Source organism: Qiania dongpingensis, assembly GCF_014337195.1.
GTDB lineage: Bacteria > Bacillota > Clostridia > Lachnospirales > Lachnospiraceae > Lientehia > Lientehia dongpingensis.
On sequence record NZ_CP060634.1, the window covers coordinates 467,800 to 489,871 of the forward strand.

The following is a 22,072-nucleotide window of genomic DNA, read 5'->3' on the forward strand; positions in this document are numbered from 1 at the left end:
ATTAATTCAGTTCTTTCAAAGCTTTCTCCAGCCTGTCAAGGCCCTCCTGAATCTTAGGCATAGAATTGGTATACGCGATCCTCACACAGTTGGGCGCGTTGAAAGCGCCGCCAGGCACGATGGCCACGTGGGCTTTTTCCAGGATATAGCTGCAGAAGTCAAAGGAATCCTTGATCTCCTTGCCGTCATATTTCTTTCCGAAATAATAGCTTACATCGGGAAGCAGATAGAAAGCGCCGTCCACATTTGCACAGGTGATTCCTTCCATGCCGGTCAGCCTGCCATAGGTGTAATCCTTCCTCTTGGCATATTCTCCCACCATTTCCTTGATGGTCCCGTCATTCTTTTCCAGAGCTTCCAGAGAAGCCCACTGTACGAAGGTGGTGCTGTTGGAGGTCGTATGGCCCTGGATCGCGCTGATGCCTGCCGCAATATCTGCCGGCGCCGCCGTGTATCCGCATCTCCACCCAGTCATTGCAAACGCTTTGGACATGCCGTTGATGATGACCGTATGATTGTATGCGCCTTCTGAGAAGGAAGCCACACACTCATGCTTTTTCCCGTTATAGATAAGTTTCTCATAAACCTCATCTGAAACGATATAGAAATCGTGTTTAATGGCCAATTCCGCTAATTTCTCCAGGCTCTCTCTCGTATAGACAGCGCCTGTGGGATTATTCGGCGTATTGATCATGATAGCTGCTGTTTTGGGGGTGATTGCTTTTTCAATTGCATCTAAATCCAGCTGGAAATCTTCCTTTGTGTCTACACACACAGGAACTGCTCCAACCAGTTTCACGATTTCTACATAGCTTACCCAACCGGGCATGGGAATGATTACCTCGTCGCCTGCGTTCACCACGGCCATAATGGCATTATTAAGCGCCTGTTTCGCACCTGTGGATACACAAATCTGGGCGGGAGTGTACTCAACGCCATTGTCTCTTTTTAATTTCTCACAAATCGCCTTTCTAAGGGCAGGGATACCAGGTACGTTGATATATCTTGTCTTTCCTTCGTCCAGCGCCTTTTTGCAGGCATCCCGGATATTTTCGGGAGTATCAAAGTCCGGCTCTCCGGCATTCAGTCCGATGACGTCGACACCTGCCGCCTTCATATCGGATACAACGCCTTCCAGCTCACAGGTCGCGGACGGGGTGATATTCTGAGCAATTTTACTTAACATGACAATCCTCCTCTTATTCCAGATTCTTAATATCCTATCTCTTCTTTTACCTTCGCCCCAGTGAAACGTACCGCCGCCGCCGCCAGGACAAGGGTAGGGTCAATGTTGGGCTTCTCGATATGGAACAGGTCAAAGGCAACCGGAAGCTCCGTACAGCCCAGGACAAGCACTTCCGCACCGCTTTCAAACAGCGCTTCCATGGTTCCGTAAAAACCTGTCAAATCAATGGACATGTTCCCGGCTTTTACGCCTTTATAGATCACATCCATGACGTGCTTCTGATTTTCGGGAGAAGGCAGCAGCATCCGAATCCCCTCGGCGTCAAACGCCTTTTTGTAGACCCCCGACTGAACGGTGCCGTCAGTGGCTAAAAGCCCTACCGTCCGGATACCCCGTCTTTTGATCTCTCTGGCAGTCTCCTCCAGCATATTGAGAAACGGTACGTCCACATAAGGAGTAATCTGATCGTAAAAATAATGGGCCGTATTACAGGGCATGATGAGCACATCCGCTCCCATTCCCTGAAGCCTGACGGAACTTTTCACCATTTCGGGCACAGGATTTTTTCCTCCGCTCAATATGGCCGCCGTCCTGTCAGAGATTTCTGTATTGCTGTCAATACATACACGTACATGCTCCTGGTCGCTGCCCGCGTCGGTAATCTCCACGATTTTCCGAAACAGGTCGCATGTAGCCAAAGGGCCCATGCCGCCTACAATGCCAATGGTCTTCTTCATACCGGCCGCCTTCCTTCCCAAATAGTATCTTTGTTTATTCTGATCTCTTTTTTGAGATTATTTTTCATCCTTTTCAATATGGATGACAAAATCCGGACAGGACGTTTCGCACTGGCCGCACTGGATACATGCCTCTTCTCTGGCAGCTTCCACGTAGTTATATCCCTTTTTGTTCACATGATGTGTAATCTCAAACACATCCTTGGGACAGATATTTATGCAGATCTTGCAGCTTTTGCAAAGCTCCTTATCAATATATACCGCCATGGTAATTCCTCTCTTTCTTTTAGAATCCTGTACAACCGCATCACATACGTTCTGTATCCATCAATGAGCGAATGGTCTCCACCATTTCCACAGGGTTTTTCACCACATGTACGCCGGCATCTTCCAAAGCCGCGATCTTTGTCTTTGCCGTACCAACGTTTCCGCTGACAATAGCGCCGGCATGGCCAAGGCTCTTGCCCTGAGGGGCGTTCCGTCCCACGATCAGAGATACTACAGGCTTCTTCACGTTCGCTTTGATATATGCGGCCGCATCCTCTTCAGAACCGCCGCCGATCTCGCCTAAGAGCACGATCACATCCGTATCCGGATCCTTGTCATACAGCGCCACGGCATCCGCCTGTGTGAATCCCCAGATCGGGCCGCCGCCGATGGCGACAACGCTGGACTGACCGATTCCCGCATCCGTAAGGGTCTTTCCGATCTCATAAGACAAAGCGCCGCTCTTAGATACTACGCCGACATGTCCTTTCTTAAAGAACCGAATAGGATGAGCTCCCACTTTACATACGCCCGGGGCGATCACACCGGCGCAGCCGGGTCCCACCAGGATGGTATCATGGGCCTTTGCATAGGCGATGATCTCCACCACATCGTGGAGAGCAATCTCCTCTGTGGTCAGAACCAGCACCTTTATGCCCGCGTCAATTGCCTCAAAGCAGGAATCCTTTGCAAATGCAGGAGGAACAAAGCTGATGACCGTATCAAAATCATGCTCTGCCTTCGCTTCCGCTATGTAATCGTATACGGGAACGCCATATACCTCCTGTCCGCTCTTTCCGGGAGTAACGCCGGCCACGATATTCGTTCCGGCCTCCAGCATGACCTTGGTCTGCAGGGAACCGGATTTTCCCGTAATTGCCTGTACCAGGACCTTTGAATCCTTATTGATCAATATAGACATTCCCTACACCCCCTCTACTTCATGCACAAATTCTTTAACGGTGTCAGTCAGGATATTATAAGTAGGCATACCTGCCTGCTTCATGGTCTCAAGGCCCACCTCTTCCATCGTTCCGCACATTCTCGTATAAATAGGAATCTTCACATTATGCTCTTTCACATATTTCGTGATTCCGAGGGCCATATTGTCCATACGGTTGAATCCGCCGATCAGGACGATGATCACGCCTTTGATCTCCGGATGTCCGGTCAGAGTCAGATCCATAGCGCGGTACATAACTTCTTCGGTGGTCATGCCGCCCAGCTCACAGAAGCTGGCCACATGCCCGCCTGCGTCGTTCAGAAGATCCAGTGTCAGCATGCCTGTGCCTGCTCCGTCGGAAATCAGGCCCAGATCTCCGTCAAGAGGAACATACGTGATCGTAGTCTCCTCCTTAAAAGGAGTCTCATACGCATGGAGTTCCTGTCTTGCCGCTTCCAGCTCATCCATCTTTGCCTGCATATGGCGCGCATGGCCGTCAATGACAAACTTTGAATCCATCGCTACCAGTTTGCCGTCCACCAGGCCCAGAGGATTGATCTCCACCAGCATCGCGCCGGCCTTGAAAAAAGCATCCTGAACCTTGGACACCATGGCGAACAAATCTTTTTTGTCCTCCACCTGAAGCTTCTTTGCCAGATATTTGAGCTGATAGCCCTTAAGCCCTGTAAAAGGGTCAATCTCCATCTTCACGATCTCCTCAGGATTATCCCTGGAGACCGCCTCAATATCCATGCCGCCCATACGGCTGGCGATCAGCGTAGGCTTCGCTACACCCTGAAGGGTGATGGAAAGATAAAGCTCTTTCTCGGCTTTCATCATCTGTTCCGCCAAAAGGCCGTGCACCTTATGTCCTTTAATCTCCATATTCAGGATATCATGGGCATATTTTTTATAATCCGCTTCGTTCTCGCAGACTTTTACGCCGCCGGCCTTGCCTCTGCCGCCAGTCATGACCTGAGCCTTCAGTACGAAAGGATAAGCCATGGGAGCAGGTGCATCCTCTGCGGTAATCAGGTGGCTTTCCGGCACGGGAATCCCATATTCCCGCATCATCTGCTTGCCTTCATATTCGAATAAATTCATGACCGCTCCTTATTTATGGTAAAGATCGTGCTCCTTGGCATAAGCGATGCCCGCTTCCACTGCCTTGAAGTTGAGCTCTACAAATCTGGGGTTTACAGTATCTTTCACAACATCCAGGAGGTCTTCCCTCTTGATGATGCCCAATGACTCACTCAGGAATCCTAACATGACCATGTTCGCCGCCATACGATTTCCCAAATCCACTGCGATCTGCGTAGCGGGAACTTCAAATGTAGTCTTAATAGGGCGTGTGATCTTTGTCACCAGGCCAGGATCGATCACGAGAACGCCGTCATCCTCCAGAGTAGGAATATATTTCTCATACGCGGTCTGGAACATGGCAACCAAAAGGTTCTTCTTTTCTGCAACAGGAGAATTGATGGCCTTCTTGTCGATGATCAGCTCAGACTGGCACTGGCCGCCACGGGCCTCAGAACCATAGGACTGAGTCTGTACTGCATATAAATCGCCCTTTGTCACGGCGGTCGTCCCTAAAATAACTGCGGACAAAATGATTCCCTGTCCACCAAAGCCACATAAGGTAATTCTCTGCGGATATGTAACCATTTCTTCTCCTCCTTACATTAATTCGTTGGTGCCTTCATAGATAGGCTTCTCAACGCAGATATATTGGCCGCAGCGAAGCTTGCCTTCCAGTTCCTCCGGAGACATCTTCTTCGCCTGCGCATCAGTATAGGTATGCTCTTTGATCCAGGCGATGACAGCATTGGGGTCGCCGGTCTTCAGTGCGTATCGGCCGAAGTGGGTCGGGCACTGGGAAACAATCTCGATCAAAGAGAAGCCTTTGTGCTGCAGCGCGCGTTCCATTGCTTTTTTACACTGGGCAGGCTGTGCCGTCGTCCAGCGTTCCACATGGGTGGCGCCTGCTGCCTGGGCAAGCGCGCATACGTCAAATCTGGGTTCCGCGCTGCCATAAGGAGTCGTCATGGTACGTGCCTTTTCCGGAGTGGTAGGAGCCACCTGGCCGCCGGTCATGGCAAAGTTCATGTTATTGACCATCACTACAGTCACATCCAGGTTTCTTCTGGCTGCATGGATCAGATGGTTGCCGCCGATGGACGCAATATCGCCGTCGCCTGCGAAAATGACCACGGGAGTATCCGGCTGCATCATCTTCACGCCGGTTGCCCATGCAAGAGTCCTTCCATGAACGCCATGGAACATATCCGTCTTAATATATACGGGCACTCTGGCCGTACAGCCGACACCTGCTATATGTATCATGTACCGGGGGTCCATATCCAGCTCTTCCAGAGCCTGCATATAATAATTCAGCGCCTGGCCGCAGCCGCAGCCGGAGCAGAAAAAGTGCGGAAGCTTTTCCGGTCTTAAATATTTTCTTCTGGGATTGATCTTCAGCTCACTCATCTTATTTAACCCCCTTCTTAATATCTTCGAGAATCTCGTATCCGGTATGTACCAAGCCCAAATTCTTGGTTACGGGAATCACTTCACAGCGGCCTGCTGCAACCCGTGTGATCTCATTGACATATTTGCCCATGTTCATCTCGACCGCAAAAATCTTTGATACATTTTTTGACACTTCTGCGATAGCTTTTTCCGGAACCGGCCATACATTGCAGAGCTTAAGAACGCCAACTTTGATACCGCTCTCTCTTGCCATCTCGGCAGCTTCGATAGAAGGACGTACCTCACTGCCATATGCAATGATCGCATATTCTGCGTCGTCCATCATGAAGCTCTCAGTACGGCAGATTTTATCCGCGTTTTCACGGACCTTGCCGCAGATTCTCTTATACAGCTTATCAAATACATCAGGATCCCAATCGATGCTTCCCTTTTCATCATGAGGGTTCAGGGAATAGATGGTCTGATATCCTTTTCCTAAAGGCGCAGCATCAGGGCATCCAAATTCAGGAGCCGCAAAAGGCTGATATTCTTCCGGAGAAAGAGTCGTGTAGTTTCTATTAAATAAGTCAATCTGAGAAGCTTCGGGAATATCGAGACGTTCTCTCATCAGAGCGATCGTCGTCTCGGACATCACTACAACCGGATTGCGGTACTCTTCTGCCAGGTTGAAAGCCCAGATCGTATAATCATAAAGCTCCTGAACGGAAGAAGGACATACTACGATGGCTTCATAATCGCCGCTGGCGCCGTATCTCATCTGATATACGTCCGCCTGGCTGGCATAGTTCTCACCACGGCACCTCTGAACGTCCGCAACCACCAGAGGAGCTTCTATGGTATAAGCATACCCAAGTCCCTCCTGCATGTAGTTGAAGCCTGCGCTTGCGGTAGCGGTCATGACCTTGCCGCCTGCCAGAGAAGCACCTGTACACGCAAAGATAGAGAAAAGCTCATCTTCACCTTGTACAAACTTACCTCCTACTTCCGGCAGCCTCTGTGACATCCTCTCAGAGATTTCATTAGCAGGTGTGATGGGATACCCGCCAAAGAAATTACATCCGGCACTGATGGCGCCTTCCACAAGTGCGTAATTCCCCAGCATGAAATGCACGCCGGTTTTTACACGATCCTTTGATGCTTTTACGATTGGCATATTTGTTCTCCTTTCTACGCTATCGGGTACGTTCCCCTTCGATAGCTCCCTTTTTGTCCATTATATATTGTCGACAAAGCGTCGTCAAGCACTTTACCATATCTTTTAAAAAAAGTCTTACAAAACCCTCTCTCCCTTCTCAATATTATGCACATTCACCTAATATCGGATTATTGCACAATTGAACCCAATGTGATATTTCACAAAAACAGCTTTTTTCTACTTAATGATATTCTTGTGGGCTGCTTCTTAGTACATGCACTGAAAATTTTAAAAATGTGGAATCCCAGCGCTGCTTTTCTCCAACGCAAAAAGGCACAACTTCATAAAAGCTGCGCCTTTGCTCTTTCTGCTTTTCTTAATATATCACATCTTACCCCATTTGACAAGAAAAATAAATCCAAAAAACTTCACTTCTCTTCTGTTTTTTTACCCTCAGTATCCGGCAGCGTTTCCCTGCCCGTCCCTTTTCTCCTGCCCGGTATCGCTCCCGCAAGGAACAAACTGGCTTTCGCACAGGCCGGACCCGTCAGCTCATAAAGAATACTGGAAGATAAAATAATCGTAGATAACAGCATCCCAAGCTTTTCAGGCAGCATACGTTCTGCCAGCACAGAAAGTCCGATGGACACCCCGGCCTGCGGTATCAGGGCCAGCCCCAGATAACGCCGGATCTCCGCCGCCGCCCCTGTGAACCGCGCTCCCAGATACGCTCCTATGTACTTTCCGACTATCCTGATGAAAAAATAGCTTACTCCTATAATCCCGGCTGTCTTTAACATCGGCACATTCAGCCGCATCCCCGAATTCACAAAGAACAAAAGGAAGACCGCGGGAGTGAAATGGTTCAGCTGAGTAAAAGTCTTTTTTGAGCCGCCCACATTGATATATACCGTTCCCATCACCATACAGGATAGAAGCGGCGAAATATCAAAGGAAGAACAGAAGCCGGTCAGTATAAGCACCAGACCGATAAGCAGGATAATCCTCCGCTCCCGGTTCTTCTCTCTGTCCACCAGCCAATGAAGGACCAGACCGAAAAATGCTCCCAGAGCCAACGCCCCAATATTGAGCAGGATGGGTTTCAGTACAAACCATACGCCCGCTCCGTTCCCCTCCGAAGCACTCACAACAGCCGTACATGCGCTGAACGCCAAAAGAGCCACCGCATCATCCAGCGCTACCACCTGGAGTATCGTATTCACAAATTCTCCCTTTGCCTTATACTGCCGTATGGTCATGATCGTAGAAGCAGGAGCCGTGGCCGATCCGATCGCCCCCAAGAGAAGAGAAAAAGGAAGAGACAGATGAAAAATATAGAGCATGGCGAGCGTAATGACAAGTCCCGCCATCAGCGCTTCCATCGCAGTGATTATCACCACTTTTTTTCCGTTTTTCTTCAGCACCGACCACTTAAAATACCGTCCCACCCCGAATGCGATAAAAGCCAGTGCCACATCTGCGACGAATCCCATATGATCTGCAATCCCATCTGGTATCAGATGGAGCGCATATGGTCCGATCGCCACCCCCGCCAGGATGTAACCGGTCACATCTGGTAAATGGATCCTTCTTGTAACGGCTGTGAATATCAACCCCGCAGATACCATAATCGCCAAAGAAAGAATCACGCGCACAGAATCATTTTCAATCATGCTGAGCAACATCATTGCAATCACCCCCGTCATTTTTTATTTATTTTATTCGGCCCCTCCGTTTCAGTCTATAAAATATTTTTATGATATATTGATTATAAAATAGCACTTTGCTATAATCAAATTATATTTTCCTTGCAATTCATAAATATTATTTATAACTTGTAACCGGGGGAGGTAATTGCATGTTAGATTCTAAAGTATATACCCTTTTAAAAGTAGCGGAAACCGGAAGTTTTACGGCCGCCGCCAGGGAATTATCCCTGACCCAGCCAGCTGTCAGCCATCACATCCGGACACTGGAGAAGGATTATACGGTCACCATTTTCAAGAAGGACAAAAAGTCCCTGATCATGACAGCGGAGGGAGAAATCCTTTTAAAATATGCCAAACGCATGGCAGCCATCGATCAGGATGTACGCCGTTCCATTGAAGACAGCTGGAAACAAAGCACCCATCTCACCATCGGCATCACTCAGACCGCCGGGGAGAATATGATGCCCCGGGTAATAGCCCGGTACTGCGACGATCATCCGGAAACACATATAAAAATTCATACAGACACTATAAATAATCTTTATCGCAAAATGGCTCTCTATGAACTGGATCTCGCCTTTGTGGAAGGCATTCTGCCCAACAACCGATTTCCTTCTGTCCTTCTGGACACCGATTATCTGTGCTTGGCCGTGTCCCTGGAGCATCCGTTTGCCAAGCGCCAGGAAATCCGATTGGAAGAAATCAAGGATGAGAAGCTGATCCTCCGTCCCCAGACTGCCGGGACCAGGATGCTTTTTGAGAATTTTCTATGGAGTCAAAGAGAGTCCATCCAAAATTTCAACATCGTCATGGAATTGGACAATCTGGCCATGACTAAAGAACTGGTGGCTCAGAATTTCGGCGTATCCATCATCGCCCGGTCCGCCTGCCGCGAGGATATCCGTCAGGGCCGCCTGGCAGTCCTTCCCATTGAAAACGGCAGCATGGTCCGGGAAATCCATATGATATATCAGCCGGACTTTTCTCATATGCAGATCCTGGAGGATTTTCAGCGCATCTACAATACATTATACTAATCCGGACAATCATTTAAAAATTTTTATAATACAAAAACGCCGTCTGCAGCCGCATGGCCGCAGACGGCGTTCATTTCACTATCTTACTCAAAGCGAACTGGTATATAATCAGTTAAGCTCGCTGACTACCTTCTTCAGAGCTTCCAGAGCTTCTTCAGGAAGTGCGTCGTATCCGCCCTTCTCTGTAGCAAATGCGGAAACTTCGTTTACACGATCCTGCATACGCGCTTTCAACTGTGCCAGGTAATCGGCATCATTCAGGTCCGGAACAAAGCCTTCCCAATCCATGATCTCAATATCAGAGAAAGGTCCCCATTTCTTGAATTCTGCTTTGCCTTCTACAATCTTCTCCAGAATGCCGATCGTATCCTTGGGCTGTACTTTCTTGCCCATGAAATCACCGGTGTTGATAATGTAGCAGTCTACATTCTTCTCTTCAACCAGCTTCTTGAACTTCTCATAGTCGTTTACCAGAGGATAGGTCCTGAAGGGATTCGCATAAGGAACTACGACCAGCTTGTTGGGATCTACGCCGGGAGCCAGTCTCTCTGCAGAAGATCTCTTTGTCGCCAGAGTTGCGCCCATTACGGAAGCCAGAGCGGAACCTTTCAGCTTTACTACCGGCGGAATGGTGGGATCTTTCATAATCCAGAAGATGGAATTCACAGGAGAATCCACCTTGTCCACACGGTTCGGAGACCACAGTTTGGACTTGATGGCACGTCCGTTGCCGTTACGGATATCTTCTGTCACCAGCTGAATCTTGCCGTCCTCATCCAGAGTTGCGGAGCAGTTCTGAACTGTCAGCAGATATTTATTGTCAGGGCAGCCGGTAGGATAATCAGCAGTCTTGTCAAAATAAGCGGGCTCCAGAGCTACAGACGCGCAGGTATCGGTATTGATGATGAACGCATCGTCATGAAGCACGGTAACACCGTATTTTCCGTCATGCTTTGCATGAGTCAGAGTGGATTTTCCGGAACCTGACAGGCCGAATACAGAAGCTACATACTTGCTGCCGTCCGCCAGTGTATATTCCTTCTGTCCGCCGTGGCAGGAAGCGTATCCATTGCGGTTCGCGATAGCCCATGCCATGGTCAGAGTACCCTTCTTGTGCTCGCCGAAGTATCTCATACCCAGGATGCACGCACAGTTGGTATCTGTATTGAAGTAGCAAAGAGTTTTCTTTGCGGGATCGCTCAAGCAGTCAAAGTTTACGCCGGGATGGTCCACGGGGCTCCACTGGGGATCGGAGAAGATATAGATATCAGCTTCTTTTCCGTCTCCTACTGCTTTGGAGTTCTTATACATCTTTACGTACTCATCTGACATGTACTGGAAGTTTAACATCCAGGAATACATGATGTTCTCTTCTCCTTCGGGAAGCAGAAGATGTGCTTTTACCATGAATTCAGGATCGAGTCCTACATATACCTCTGCATGGTACATTTTTTTCCACCGGGAATCGTAGACAGCGTCCATCGCCACCTTATCAAGTGCTTCACAGTCTACTCCAGGCTCGCCTGCGATCCGGCGTGCCGCTGCGTAACGCCCTGTGATTGCGCCATCGTTGAATAAAAGAACTTTGGCGTCACTGTCAAGGCCGATTTCTTCTGCTCTATATACCGGCATGTCTGTCACAATGGTTCCAGGTGAATTCTTAGCCAGCTTGTAAGCCTCTTTCAGGGTATTTACCTTTACTACGTTGTTGCCGTAAAATGCGGCTTCAACGATAGCACGGGTTTTGGAAAAACCAACTTTACCCTTGCCAATTTCAGAAATAGGATAATATGCTTTTGTTGCCATTCCTTGTTCCTCCTTTATAAAATTAAGTAAAATCGAAATCTGCTTTATTATCTCATTTTATCTGACAAAAGTCAATGAATTTTCTGTTGATTATTTATCAATTTATTCTTTCCTGTTTATAAAGAATTTTTATAGTACCGTCTAATCGTTGTCGCTCACATCGCTACGGCGCTTCCCCATACGGTACAGGTTACAGAATTTTCCATCACTTAGCCACGATATTGATGATCCTTCCGGGTACATAAATCTCTTTAATGATACTTCCTGTCAGCTTATTTCCCAGGGCTTTCCGTCCCGCTTCCAAAGCCGCTTCCTTTTCCATATCCACCGGCAGGGTGATGACGCATCTTGTCTTGCCGTTCAGCTGCACGGCAATTTCTTTTTCATCATCTGCCATTTTACTTTCATCGTATTCCGGCCAGGTATTGCTGCTGTCAAAGACACTGGTCTCATGTCCCAGCTGGCTCCAAAGCTCTTCACAGATATGGGGGGCGAAGGGGGCTAAAAGCGTGACTGCCGTTTCCAGGGTCTCTTTATCCATGCCGCCGTTCTTTTTGGCCATCTCGATCATCTTATTGTTATATTCCATGAAACCGCTTATGACCGTATTGAGACTGAAGCTTTCCAAACGGCTGGTAATGTCATATATCATTTTATGGCGGAGCTTTTCTGTCTCCTTCGTAGACGCCATGCCAGAATCTTTGCTGTCCATGACCATGTTCCAGAAACGGTTGAGGAAACGGTTCACACCGTCGATTCCTCTCTCATCCCATTCCGAATCCAATTCCGGGGGCCCCACAAACAGCTCATACATTCTCAGGGAATCACATCCGTAGTCGCGCACCAGGTCATCCGGCGATACCACATTGCCCTTGGACTTGCTCATCTTGATGCCGTTCTTTCCGGTGATCATGCCCTGGTTGAAAAGCTTTTTAAAGGGCTCGTCAAAGTCCACTGCGCCGATATCATGGAGAAACTTCGTATAAAATCTGGAGTACAGAAGGTGGAGCACCGCGTGCTCTACGCCGCCGATATACATATCGACCGGAAGATATTTATCTGCTTTCTCTCTGGAGACAAGCTCCTCGCTGTTCTTATTGTCCACGTAGCGGAGGAAATACCAGGAGGACCCTGCCCACTGGGGCATCGTATTGGTCTCTCTCTTGGCGGGCCGTCCACAGACAGGACAGGTGGTGTTCACCCATTCGTCGATCGCCGCCAGAGGAGATTCTCCCGTACCGGTAGGCTGATAGGATTCCACCTCGGGCAGGAGCAGAGGAAGCTCCTCTTCCGGCACAGGAACGCACCCGCAGTGGTCACAGTGAATGATGGGGATCGGCTCTCCCCAGTAGCGCTGCCTGGAGAATACCCAGTCACGCAGTTTATACTGAGTGGTCTTCTTACCCAGTCCCCTTTCTTCCATGATGTCCGGAACCTTCGCTTTGGCTTCTTCTGAGCTCATTCCATTGAACTCTCCGGAATTGATCATGACGCCGGGGTTCACATATGCCTCTTTAAGGTCAGGATTTTCGTTTCCGTCCGGTGAGATCACCTGAATGATCGGTATATCAAATTTCTTTGCGAACTCAAAATCTCTGTCATCATGGGCGGGCACACACATGATAGCGCCGGTCCCGTAGTCTGCCAGTACATAGTCAGACAGCCAAATGGGGACCTTTGCCCCATTGATCGGGTTCACCGCATAGCTTCCTGTAAACACACCAGTCTTTTCTTTATCCTGGAGACGGTCCACATTGGATTTCATGGAAGCCTGGTATATATAGTCCTCCACCTCTTTTTTTCTCTCAGGAGCTGCGAGTCCGGCCGCCATGGCATGCTCCGGAGCCAGCACCATGAAGGTAGCTCCGTATAACGTATCCGGACGGGTGGTGTATACCTTGATGCTTTCCTCTTTTCCGTCCACCTGGAAATCGATCTCGGCGCCATAGGATTTTCCAATCCAGTCTGTCTGCATCTTCTTGACCTTTTCCGGCCAGTCCAGCTTGTCAAGGTCGTCCAGCAGTCTGTCCGCATAAGCGGTGATCTTGAGCATCCACTGCTTCAGATTTTTCTTGGTTACCGGAGCGCCGCACCGTTCGCAGCATCCGTTCACTACTTCTTCGTTGGCAAGCCCGGTCTTACAGGACGGACACCAATTGATCGGCATCTCTTTTTCATATGCAAGCCCCGCCTTGAACATCTTGACGAAAATCCACTGAGTCCATTTATAGAAGGAAGGATCCGTGGTGTTCACTTCCATGTCCCAGTCATAAACAGCAGCGATCTGCTTGATCTGTTCTCTGATGTGATCGATATTGTCAGCCGTGGATTTCGCCGGATGCTCTCCCATCTTGATCGCATAGTTTTCAGCCGGGAGCCCAAACGCGTCCCATCCCATGGGATGGATGATATAATATCCTTTCAGCATCTTATACCGGCTCCAGACATCAGAGATCACATAGCCTCTCCAATGCCCCACATGAAGTCCGTTCCCAGAAGGATAAGGGAACATATCCAGACAGTAATATTTCGGTTTCTTCCCGTCATTTACATTGACCGGGTCCTCCGCCCATTTTTTGGTCCACTTCTTTTCAATTTCCTTATGATTATAAGGGACAGCCATGATATGATACATCCTTTCTCCGTTTTATTAATAATTAAAAGCCCCTCGTCTCTATAGAGACGAAGGGCCTGTTCGCGGTACCACTCTACTTCACAGCCAGACTGCTGTGCACTCATCGCTTCTATAACGGGAAGGCCCGCCGCCGCTTACTTGCATTATCCCACAATGAGATAAGTGTTCTGCTGCGGAACTCCGAGACCAGTTCAGACACATCAGGCACCGCCTCACACCATCCGGCGGCTCTCTGAAGCCTTATGGAGCCTTACTCTCTCTCTTCTACGTTCTTTCCATATCATCGGATATTATACCCGCAGGAAAGGCTTTTGTCAAGCTCCCATACCCCGGGCCGGGCCAAACTCCCTGCAATATCCGAAAGCACCTTCCTTATAATACCCGAATGCCTCCATATAGCCGCACCTTCAGAACATGACAGGAGCCCTCGCCAAAAATACTGTTCATGACTTTCCTGTATCGATTTACAAGATCATCCGGAACAAAAGCCTGGATGGTTCCGGCAAACCCGCCTCCATGCACCCTGCTGACGCCGCGGGAGCCGAGGATGTCCTCGCTGACTGCCAAGCCTATGGCCAGGCCCTGTTCCCGCGGGCTTTTACACGTATAGATATTCTGCAGATATTTATAAGATGAATTCCCAGATACTTTCACCAACTCCAGAAAATCCGCAAACCGCCCTTCCGAAAGAGCATCTGCCTCCGCTCCCGCGCGCTCATTTTCCCCAAAGAAATGAATAGCCCGAAGGACTGCTCTGTCCCCGGCCGCTTTTCGGATCTCTGGAAGCCTTCTGAAAAATTCCCCTTTATCAACCTCTCGCAGCACCTTTTTTCCCATGTATTCAGAAACTGATTTCATTTCCTCCGGAATCAGGGCATATTCCTCTGTCAAATCGGTATGAGAGCCTTTCGTATCCACAATACACATGTGATAATGATGCGTTTCAAAGTCCTCTTGTATTTTTCTCATTTCCGGCAACATCGGATCTTTAAAATCAATCCGGCTCAATCCGCCTTCTGAACAGGCCATCTGATCCATCAGGCCGCAGGGTTTTCCAAAATAAGTGTTCTCCGCATACTGGGCGGCTCTGGCGATTTCCAAAGAACTGATCTTTTCGTCATGGAACAGACCGGAAATGATCGTGCCCGCCATCACTCCAAAGGCTGCTGAAGATGACAGACCGGCTCCAATTGGAATATCGCTTGTCACGTATGCGTCAAATCCCTGCTCCAGCTGGAACCCTCCTGATCTGAGTCCTGACACCACTCCGCGGATCAGGCCGGCCGGCGTCCCTTCCTCTTCCTCTTTTTTGGACAAGTCCGATAAATCCACCCTGATTTCGCCATAACCCTCTGAAACCATTCGAATTCTTCTGTCACAGCTTCGTCCCGCCACAGCTATGATATCCAGATTGACAGAAGCCGCCAATACGACTCCGCACTGATGGTCCGTATGATTTCCGCCCACTTCACTTCTGCCCGGTACACTATAGACCGCTGCCTGTTCCCCGTCAAACAGCTTTTGATAATTTCTCAGCGCTCTTATATACCGTTCTCTTTGATATATAAGTACAGAGTCATCCATGTAAATTTCCTTCAGGCGCCCGTCATACAGGCCCTTTCGCAGCTCCTCCATAAGTGTTTCCATTTGTTTCATGCTCAGCCTCCCATCCATGTGCAAACAGCGGCAGAAATCCATATCCGCTGTCATTATTTTACTAAATCCTTTTCTAAAATACATCCATTATTTTTTGTTTCGGCAAAAATCAATTCAACTCCGGTGGGGGTAATTGTTTAGAATCTGTGTAAAATAATTCAGTTACTCAAAGAATATAAGAAATAATATTTTGACGAAAATGGTAGTTGACAAGCCGTAACTTCTATAGTATATTATTCATGTTGCCGCTTAGAAAAGCGGAAAAGTGCTGACGTGGCACAGGCGGTAGCGCACCTCATTGGTAATGAGGAGGTCGGCGGTTCGAGTCCGCTCGTCAGCTTAAAAGAACCTGATATTCATCAGGTTCTTTTTTGTTGCAATAAAGCAGGTCCGGGGATTTAAACGCCCGGCTCTCCTGCTTCTTCAGCCGACGGAAGAAGAGTCACTGTCGTATCACAAATCCTGTGATTCACTACAGTATGTACCTCTATCTTCATCCTGTCATACCGGCATGTAAACGTTTCTCCGTCGCCCGGGACGCGGCCGATCACCCCGAACAGAAATCCATTGTAGGTATCGTATACATCTGTGGGCAGCCGGACGCCGAGCGTCTCTGCCACTTCATCCAGATCCGCACATCCTTGTATCTGCCACTGCCCTTCTCCGATATTCTGAATATCCTCCGGCTGTTCCGGCTCTTCCAGCTCATAAAGATCACCAACCAATGCCTCCATCAGATCGTGGAGTGTGATGATCCCCGCCATGCCTCCGTACTCATCAATAATCACAGCAAAGTAAGTCCTGGTCTTTTTCATATTCCGGAAAAGGACATTCGCTTTCATGGCCTCCGGAATAAAATACGCCCCGTCGACCGCCTTCTCCATCACGGCTTCCTTCGTTCTTTCCGGAAGGCGGAAATAATCTTTTGTGTCCAGAACTCCCAATATGTCATCCCGGCTTTCTCCGCAGACTGGGTAATGGGTATGGCGGCTCTCATGGATGATCCGTTCCCATTCTTCCATACTGTCCGCCAGCAGCAGAGAGGTCACCTCTACACGATGAGTGCAGATCTGCCCCACAGTGATATCATCGAACTTAAATACGTTCTGAATGATCTCATTTTCATCCGCATCGATCGTCCCCTGTTCATTCCCGGCCATCAAAAGCATCCGGATTTCCTCTTCTGTCACCTTCTCGTCATCTTCGTCCGGATCAATGCCCATAAGGCGGAGTATCCCGTTAGTAGAGGCCGTCAAAAGAAACACCAGTGGAGCAAAGACCTTAGATACGAAGCTGAGAGTCCCGGCCATGCCAAGAGCGGTCTCCTCTGATTTTTTCATTGCGATCCGCTTAGGGACCAGTTCTCCGAACACCAGATTAAAGTACGCCAAAACCAGTGTGATCAAAAAGACGGACACGGATTTGAGAACATTTTCCGGTACCGTGACTCCCATATCCATTAGAACCGTCACCAGCGGTCCCGCGAAATTTTCCGCCGCAAAGGCGCTGCCTAGAAGCCCCGCCAGAGTGATCGCCACCTGTATCGTAGCCAGGAAACGGGCCGGCTGCTCCGTCAGAGCCGCCAGCTTTCCCGCCCGTTTATTCCCTTCATCCGCCAGCTTTTTAAGCTTTGTCTCATTCATGGAGATAACGGCTATCTCCGCACTGGCAAAGGTAGCATTTAAAAATATCAATACAATTTGTAAAAGAATCGGTCCTATCATAGCAATCTCCTTATCCTGTAATTTCGGGCCACGGCCCTGCAGTTTTCAGAACACAAAAAGGCACAGCCCGTACCCGCTGTTACGGATACAGACCACGCCCTTATCATATCATCTCACTGCATGGAACCACTATTCTCTGCTCACAGGATTCACTGTCGCTGTCATCACTGTCGTCCACGCAATTCTTCACATCCTTTCTCTGCTATACTATATTCCTATCATATTTTTCCGTACCTGTCAATCAGATGATGTCTCTTCTATTTCTTCAGGCGCTGCCGTACTACCTCATAAGCCAGTACCCCCGCCGCCACTGAAGCGTTCAGAGAATCGATATCTCCCTTCATCGGGATGGACGCGGTCATATCGCACCGTTCCTTTAACAGGCGGCCGACGCCCTCTCCTTCGTTTCCAATGACGATCCCCATAGGACCGGTCAGATCCAGATCATACATGACAGTTCCGTCCATATCAGCACACACGAACCACATTCCTTTTGCTTTCAGCTCTTCCATCGCCGCCGTCAGATTCGTCACCTTGGCCACGGGCGTATAATTTAAAGCTCCGGCTGACGTCTTCGCCACTACGGCAGTCAGCCCCGCCGCGCGCCGTTTGGGAACAATGACTCCGTGTGCGCCGGCCAGATTCGCGGTCCGGATGATCGCCCCCAGATTATGAGGATCTTCAATTCCATCCAGCAGGAACAAAAAAGGCGGCTCTCCCTTTTCCTCCGCCAGTGCGAGCATATCCTCCACACTGGCATATTCGTAGGCCGCCGCATAGGCCAGAACTCCCTGGTGCTTCCCTGTGGAGGATAACTGGTCTAGCCGCTCCTTCGGCACGTATTGTACCAGCGTATCCTGTTTTCTCGCCTCTCTTGCGATACTGAGCACCGGTCCGTCCTGGCAACCTTTCAGAAGAAAGACTTTATCTATGGTCTTTCCCGAACGGAAAGCCTCCAATACCGCGTTGCGGCCCTCTATGGTAAATTCTTCGTATCTCATCTATTCCCTTTCCGGCTCCGCCGAATGATAAGCCAGGCATTTTTCCACCAGCTCTGTCATCCTCTCTCCCTGCCCGGTCAGATACAGATGGCCGAACAAGGCCTCCAGACCGGTCGCATGGCGATATTCCGACATCGTGGCATTCTTGGCGCGGCTGCCTGCCTGGACATTCCTGCCTCTTCTGTACACGCTCTTTTCTTCATCGGTCAGGGTGTCAAAAATACCGTGTATCATATGGGATTGGGCGCTGGCTTTCACCAGTTCACTGCAGCGTTCATGAAGCCTGCCCGGCGCCATATTCCCCTGTCCCACAACTATGGTACGGATATAAAGGCTGAATACCGCATCTCCAATAAAGGCCAGCGTAAGCGGTGAATACGTCCGGACATCCGGACTGTCTTCACCGACCAGCCTCTGTTCCTGGGACATCATCTCAGGAATACAGTCTTTTATGCTCTCGTCCATTTTACACCCTCTCTGGTGTCCTTTAAAAGGATTCCTTTGTCCGCCAAAGTGTCACGTATCTCATCGGCACGGGCAAAATCCTTATTTTTTCTCGCCTGCTGCCGCTCCTCGATCAATGCCTCTATCTCTCCGTCGAGAAGCTCCACTTTTTTTTCTGTAATGATGCCCAGGACCCCGCAGAGGGTTTCAATGGTCTGCTTTGCGTATTCCGCCAGAGCTCTTGTACTGGCTTCTGTCACAGAAGTATTCGCCAGCTTAACAAGCTCAAATACAGCGGAAATGGCATCCGCCGTATTGAAATCATCATCCATGGCGGCTTCATATTTGACAACCAATTCTTTGATCTGAGCCACAACAGCTTTTTCTTCCTCCGTCATGGACTCACCGGATGCAGAAGCCAGAAGCTCATCCAGGCGTTCTACCGCAGTCAGGATCCTCATAAGACCGTTTTTTGAAGCTTCCATGAGATCGGCACTGAAATTCAGCGGGCTCCTGTAGTGGGCGCTCAGCATGAAGAAACGGAGCACCTGCAGGTCATATTTTTCACTGATCTCCCTTACGGTAAAAAAGTTCCCCAAGGATTTGGACATTTTCCGGTTGTCAATGTTAAGGAACGCATTGTGCATCCAATATTTTGCAAACTCCTTGCCGTTGGCGGCTTCGCTCTGGGCGATCTCGTTTTCATGGTGGGGGAAAATCAGGTCCTCACCGCCGGCGTGAATATCGATCTGATCCCCTAAATAATGCTTTGACATAACGGAACACTCAATATGCCATCCGGGACGGCCGTTGCACCAGGGAGCTTCCCAATAAGGTTCTCCATCCTTTTTAGGCTTCCACAGCACAAAATCCAACTCGTCTTCCTTTTCGCCCACCACTTTGATCTCTCTGTGCCCGGCCTGCAAATCCTCCAGGTTTTTATGGGACAGCTTTCCATAGTCTTTGAACTTCTTTGTCCTGTAGTACACGGTGCCGTCATCCGCCCGGTAAGCAAAGCCCTTTTCTATCAGGGTCTCGATCATGGAGATCATGCCGCATATTTCCTGTGTAGCCAGCGGATGAGTGGTGGCCGGCTTCACATTCATGCCCTCCATATCTTTTTTACATTCCGCGATATAGCGTTCAGAGATGACAGAAGCCTCCACCCCTTCCTCAATGGCCTTATTGATGATCTTATCATCCACATCCGTAAAATTGGAAACATAATTCACATCATAGCCTTTATACTCAAAATACCGCCGGACCGTATCAAATACGATCATAGGCCTAGCATTTCCGATATGGATAAAATTATAGACCGTCGGACCGCAGACATACATTTTCACCTTGCCAGGCTCCAGCGGTACAAATTCCTCTTTTTTCTTTGACAGCGTGTTAAATATTTTCATCGGTTTCTCCCTTCTGCTTTCTGCTCCGTTATGGAATCGTTTCTGTTCTGCTCTTCAGCTCCTTCTCCAAAGAAGAATCAGGCGCTGCAGGCTCTTCCTGTGCTTCGGGCTTTACCGGCTCTGTCTTGACAAACCTGCACCCGGAGCAGTTCCTTTAACCTTTCCAGCTCTTTTTTTATCTCCTGATTTTCTTCCTTTAACTGCCGGATATCTGCCAGCACCGGATCCGGCAGTGTCACCTGATCCATATCCATCCTGGGCAGGCGAACGTTATTTCTCTTTACACTTCTTCCGGGTACGCCGACTACTGTAGAGTTCGGCTCCACCGGCCCCAGGACCACGCTGCCCGCTCCTATCTTAGAATTTTCTCCTATGGTAAAAGAGCCCAATACTTTAGCTCCCGCACTGATCATCACATTATCCTCGATGGTCGGATGCCGCTTTCCTTTTTCCTTCCCGTTTCCACCCAGGGTCACCCCCTGAAACAAGGTCACATTGTCGCCGACTATCGCAGTCTCTCCGATGATCACTCCGTGGCCGTGATCTATGAACAGCCCTTTTCCGATGGTGGCGCCGGGATGAATCTCAATTCCCGTTTTCCTGGCTGCCCGCTGGGATACCCATCTGGCCCAAAAATAATGCTTCCGGAGAAACAGCCAATGTGATACCCGATAGCTCAGGATCGCCTTAAAACTCGGATACAGAAAAACCTCCATCGGTGTTTTGATAGCCGGGTCTCTCTCCCGGATGATCGCAATTTCTTCTTTAATATAACGAATGAATCCCATAATATCCTCTCCTTTTCTTTACAGAATATTATCCGTTCAAAAATCAGTTTAATATTTCGCATGGAATAAAAAAACTCCGTCTCAAAAGAGACGAAGTTCACTCCGCGGTCCCACTCTTCATAAGAAACACCTCTGCAGGCGTCTCTCACTCGAGGTCTGTAACGTAAACCACACGTGCAGGACTACTGCCGATGCCATCGCCCTGTCAGCTCCGGAATGCACTTCATACCCGCCATCCTAAGGTCTGCTTTCAGCCGGTGACAGACCCTCTCTGCTATTCACGCCGGTACTACTCTTTCCTTCAAAGCCTTTTTCATTTTATAAACAGGAAAAGTTCCTGCTTCTTAATCTAGTCTATGCAGTTTTGAAAGATTTGTCAACCCCTTTTCAGTCATTTCCCCGGCAGCCCCCGCATCCCGCACAGCTTCCGCCCGCTCCGGACGGCATGCCGCCCGTTCCTGTTTCCATGGGATCGTAACCATAACTGTAATTCCCGACAGTCTCAAGCAGGACTACTGCCTGAGAGGATATCCCCTCCCCGGCGCCGGTGAATCCAAGGCCCTCTTCCGTAGTCGCCTTCACGTTTACCTGATTTACGGATATATGGAGAGCATCCGCAATATTCTGTCTCATTTTCTCCCGGTACGGAGCCAGCTTGGGCCTTTGGGCAATCACAGAAGCGTCTATATTTCCTATAATATATAGATTTTCTTCCAAAAGCTTTCCCACCTTCTCCAGAAGCTTAAGGCTTGAAATTCCTCGGTATGCTTCATCGGTATCAGGAAAATGCTTTCCTATGTCCCCGAGCGCGGCCGCTCCTAAAAGCGCATCCATAACGGCATGCAGGAGGACATCGGCATCTGAATGACCGAGAAGCCCTTTTTCAAAGGGAATCCTCACGCCTCCTACTATCAAGTCCCGTCCTTCTATAAGGCGATGGACATCATAACCCATTCCAATTCTCATAGCTCCTCCTAGTCATATTTTCAGCATATCCAGCATATACTGTAATTATACCCCTCTTCTGTCCAATAGACAAGCCGATACTTCCCTGAGAGTTATCCGGTGCATATACGGATAAAATATCCAAAACCTTAAC

19 protein-coding genes, 1 tRNA gene and 2 other annotated features are annotated in these 22,072 nt (G+C 49.1%); of the genes, 2 read left to right on the plus strand and 18 right to left on the minus strand.

The annotated features are described in order from the left end of the window. Position 1: 1 nt before the first annotated feature. From H9Q78_RS02270 to H9Q78_RS02310, 9 genes are all read right to left on the minus strand, one after another. Positions 2-1,186, minus strand: a complete 1,185-nt coding sequence (locus H9Q78_RS02270) for a pyridoxal phosphate-dependent aminotransferase (RefSeq protein ID WP_249303382.1) — start codon at positions 1,184-1,186, stop codon at positions 2-4. Positions 1,187-1,212: 26 nt separating this feature from the next. Continuing rightward, a complete protein-coding gene (cuyB, locus tag H9Q78_RS02275; RefSeq protein ID WP_249303383.1) occupies positions 1,213-1,923 on the minus strand; it encodes a cysteate racemase in 711 nt (236 codons plus the stop codon). 57 nt (positions 1,924-1,980) lie between these two features. Next, positions 1,981-2,190 carry a 4Fe-4S dicluster domain-containing protein gene (locus H9Q78_RS02280; protein ID WP_147596564.1) on the minus strand — a complete coding sequence of 70 codons (210 nt, stop codon included), beginning with the start codon at positions 2,188-2,190 and terminating at the stop codon, positions 1,981-1,983. 40 nt (positions 2,191-2,230) lie between these two features. After that, positions 2,231-3,112 carry a succinate--CoA ligase subunit alpha gene (gene sucD, locus H9Q78_RS02285; RefSeq protein WP_147596565.1) on the minus strand — a complete coding sequence of 294 codons (882 nt, stop codon included), beginning with the start codon at positions 3,110-3,112 and terminating at the stop codon, positions 2,231-2,233. A gap of 3 nt (positions 3,113-3,115) precedes the next feature. Next, positions 3,116-4,237, minus strand: coding sequence for an ATP-grasp domain-containing protein (locus tag H9Q78_RS02290; RefSeq protein ID WP_249303385.1), 1,122 nt, complete (start codon positions 4,235-4,237; stop codon positions 3,116-3,118). Between the two features lie 9 nt (positions 4,238-4,246). Next, on the minus strand, positions 4,247-4,804 hold the full coding sequence (locus H9Q78_RS02295) for a 2-oxoacid:acceptor oxidoreductase family protein (RefSeq protein ID WP_249303386.1): 558 nt from the start codon (positions 4,802-4,804) through the stop codon (positions 4,247-4,249). Between the two features lie 12 nt (positions 4,805-4,816). Then, a complete protein-coding gene (locus tag H9Q78_RS02300; protein WP_147596568.1) occupies positions 4,817-5,626 on the minus strand; it encodes a thiamine pyrophosphate-dependent enzyme in 810 nt (269 codons plus the stop codon). 1 nt (position 5,627) lies between these two features. Then, positions 5,628-6,782 (minus strand): 2-oxoacid:acceptor oxidoreductase subunit alpha, encoded by a 1,155-nt coding sequence (locus H9Q78_RS02305; RefSeq protein WP_249303388.1) that lies wholly within the window; start codon positions 6,780-6,782, stop codon positions 5,628-5,630. 410 nt (positions 6,783-7,192) lie between these two features. Continuing rightward, complete coding sequence (locus H9Q78_RS02310; protein ID WP_249303389.1) at positions 7,193-8,452, minus strand: cation:proton antiporter; 1,260 nt, start codon at positions 8,450-8,452, stop codon at positions 7,193-7,195. A gap of 170 nt (positions 8,453-8,622) precedes the next feature. Between H9Q78_RS02310 and H9Q78_RS02315 the strand changes: the two genes are divergently transcribed. Next, complete coding sequence (locus tag H9Q78_RS02315) at positions 8,623-9,510, plus strand: LysR family transcriptional regulator (RefSeq protein ID WP_249303390.1); 888 nt, start codon at positions 8,623-8,625, stop codon at positions 9,508-9,510. 108 nt (positions 9,511-9,618) lie between these two features. On the opposite strand, the gene H9Q78_RS02320 is transcribed toward H9Q78_RS02315, so the two are convergent. The 3 genes from H9Q78_RS02320 to H9Q78_RS02330 form a co-directional block, all read right to left on the minus strand. Next, positions 9,619-11,316, minus strand: a complete 1,698-nt coding sequence (locus H9Q78_RS02320) for a phosphoenolpyruvate carboxykinase (ATP) (RefSeq protein WP_249303391.1) — start codon at positions 11,314-11,316, stop codon at positions 9,619-9,621. A gap of 205 nt (positions 11,317-11,521) precedes the next feature. Next, positions 11,522-13,939, minus strand: a complete 2,418-nt coding sequence (gene leuS, locus H9Q78_RS02325; RefSeq protein ID WP_249303392.1) for a leucine--tRNA ligase — start codon at positions 13,937-13,939, stop codon at positions 11,522-11,524. A 52-nt stretch (positions 13,940-13,991) separates the two neighbouring features. After that, positions 13,992-14,227 (minus strand) — a binding site (T-box leader). A gap of 96 nt (positions 14,228-14,323) precedes the next feature. Further along, positions 14,324-15,607, minus strand: a complete 1,284-nt coding sequence (locus tag H9Q78_RS02330; RefSeq protein WP_249303393.1) for a galactokinase — start codon at positions 15,605-15,607, stop codon at positions 14,324-14,326. Positions 15,608-15,874: 267 nt separating this feature from the next. On the opposite strand from H9Q78_RS02330, the gene H9Q78_RS02335 reads away from it, so the two are divergent. After that, a tRNA-Thr gene (locus H9Q78_RS02335) sits at positions 15,875-15,947 on the plus strand. Between the two features lie 58 nt (positions 15,948-16,005). Here the strand turns inward: H9Q78_RS02335 and H9Q78_RS02340 are convergent. The 6 genes from H9Q78_RS02340 to ispF form a co-directional block, all read right to left on the minus strand. Then, positions 16,006-17,331, minus strand: a complete 1,326-nt coding sequence (locus H9Q78_RS02340) for a hemolysin family protein (protein ID WP_249303395.1) — start codon at positions 17,329-17,331, stop codon at positions 16,006-16,008. 257 nt (positions 17,332-17,588) lie between these two features. Continuing rightward, positions 17,589-18,332 (minus strand): 23S rRNA (guanosine(2251)-2'-O)-methyltransferase RlmB, encoded by a 744-nt coding sequence (gene rlmB / locus H9Q78_RS02345; RefSeq protein WP_249303396.1) that lies wholly within the window; start codon positions 18,330-18,332, stop codon positions 17,589-17,591. Beyond that, on the minus strand, positions 18,333-18,797 hold the full coding sequence (locus H9Q78_RS02350; RefSeq protein WP_330595216.1) for a Mini-ribonuclease 3: 465 nt from the start codon (positions 18,795-18,797) through the stop codon (positions 18,333-18,335). Beyond that, positions 18,782-20,185: a cysteine--tRNA ligase gene (gene cysS, locus H9Q78_RS02355; RefSeq protein ID WP_249303397.1), complete on the minus strand. Its 1,404-nt coding sequence runs from the start codon at positions 20,183-20,185 to the stop codon at positions 18,782-18,784. Before cysS ends, H9Q78_RS02350 begins: the two co-directional genes overlap by 16 nt. 77 nt (positions 20,186-20,262) lie before the next feature. Next, positions 20,263-20,973, minus strand: a complete 711-nt coding sequence (gene epsC / locus H9Q78_RS02360) for a serine O-acetyltransferase EpsC (protein ID WP_249303398.1) — start codon at positions 20,971-20,973, stop codon at positions 20,263-20,265. A gap of 83 nt (positions 20,974-21,056) precedes the next feature. Then, positions 21,057-21,287, minus strand: a binding site (T-box leader). 73 nt (positions 21,288-21,360) lie between these two features. Next, positions 21,361-21,939: a 2-C-methyl-D-erythritol 2,4-cyclodiphosphate synthase gene (ispF, locus tag H9Q78_RS02365; protein ID WP_249303399.1), complete on the minus strand. Its 579-nt coding sequence runs from the start codon at positions 21,937-21,939 to the stop codon at positions 21,361-21,363. Between the last annotated feature and the right edge of the window lie 133 nt (positions 21,940-22,072).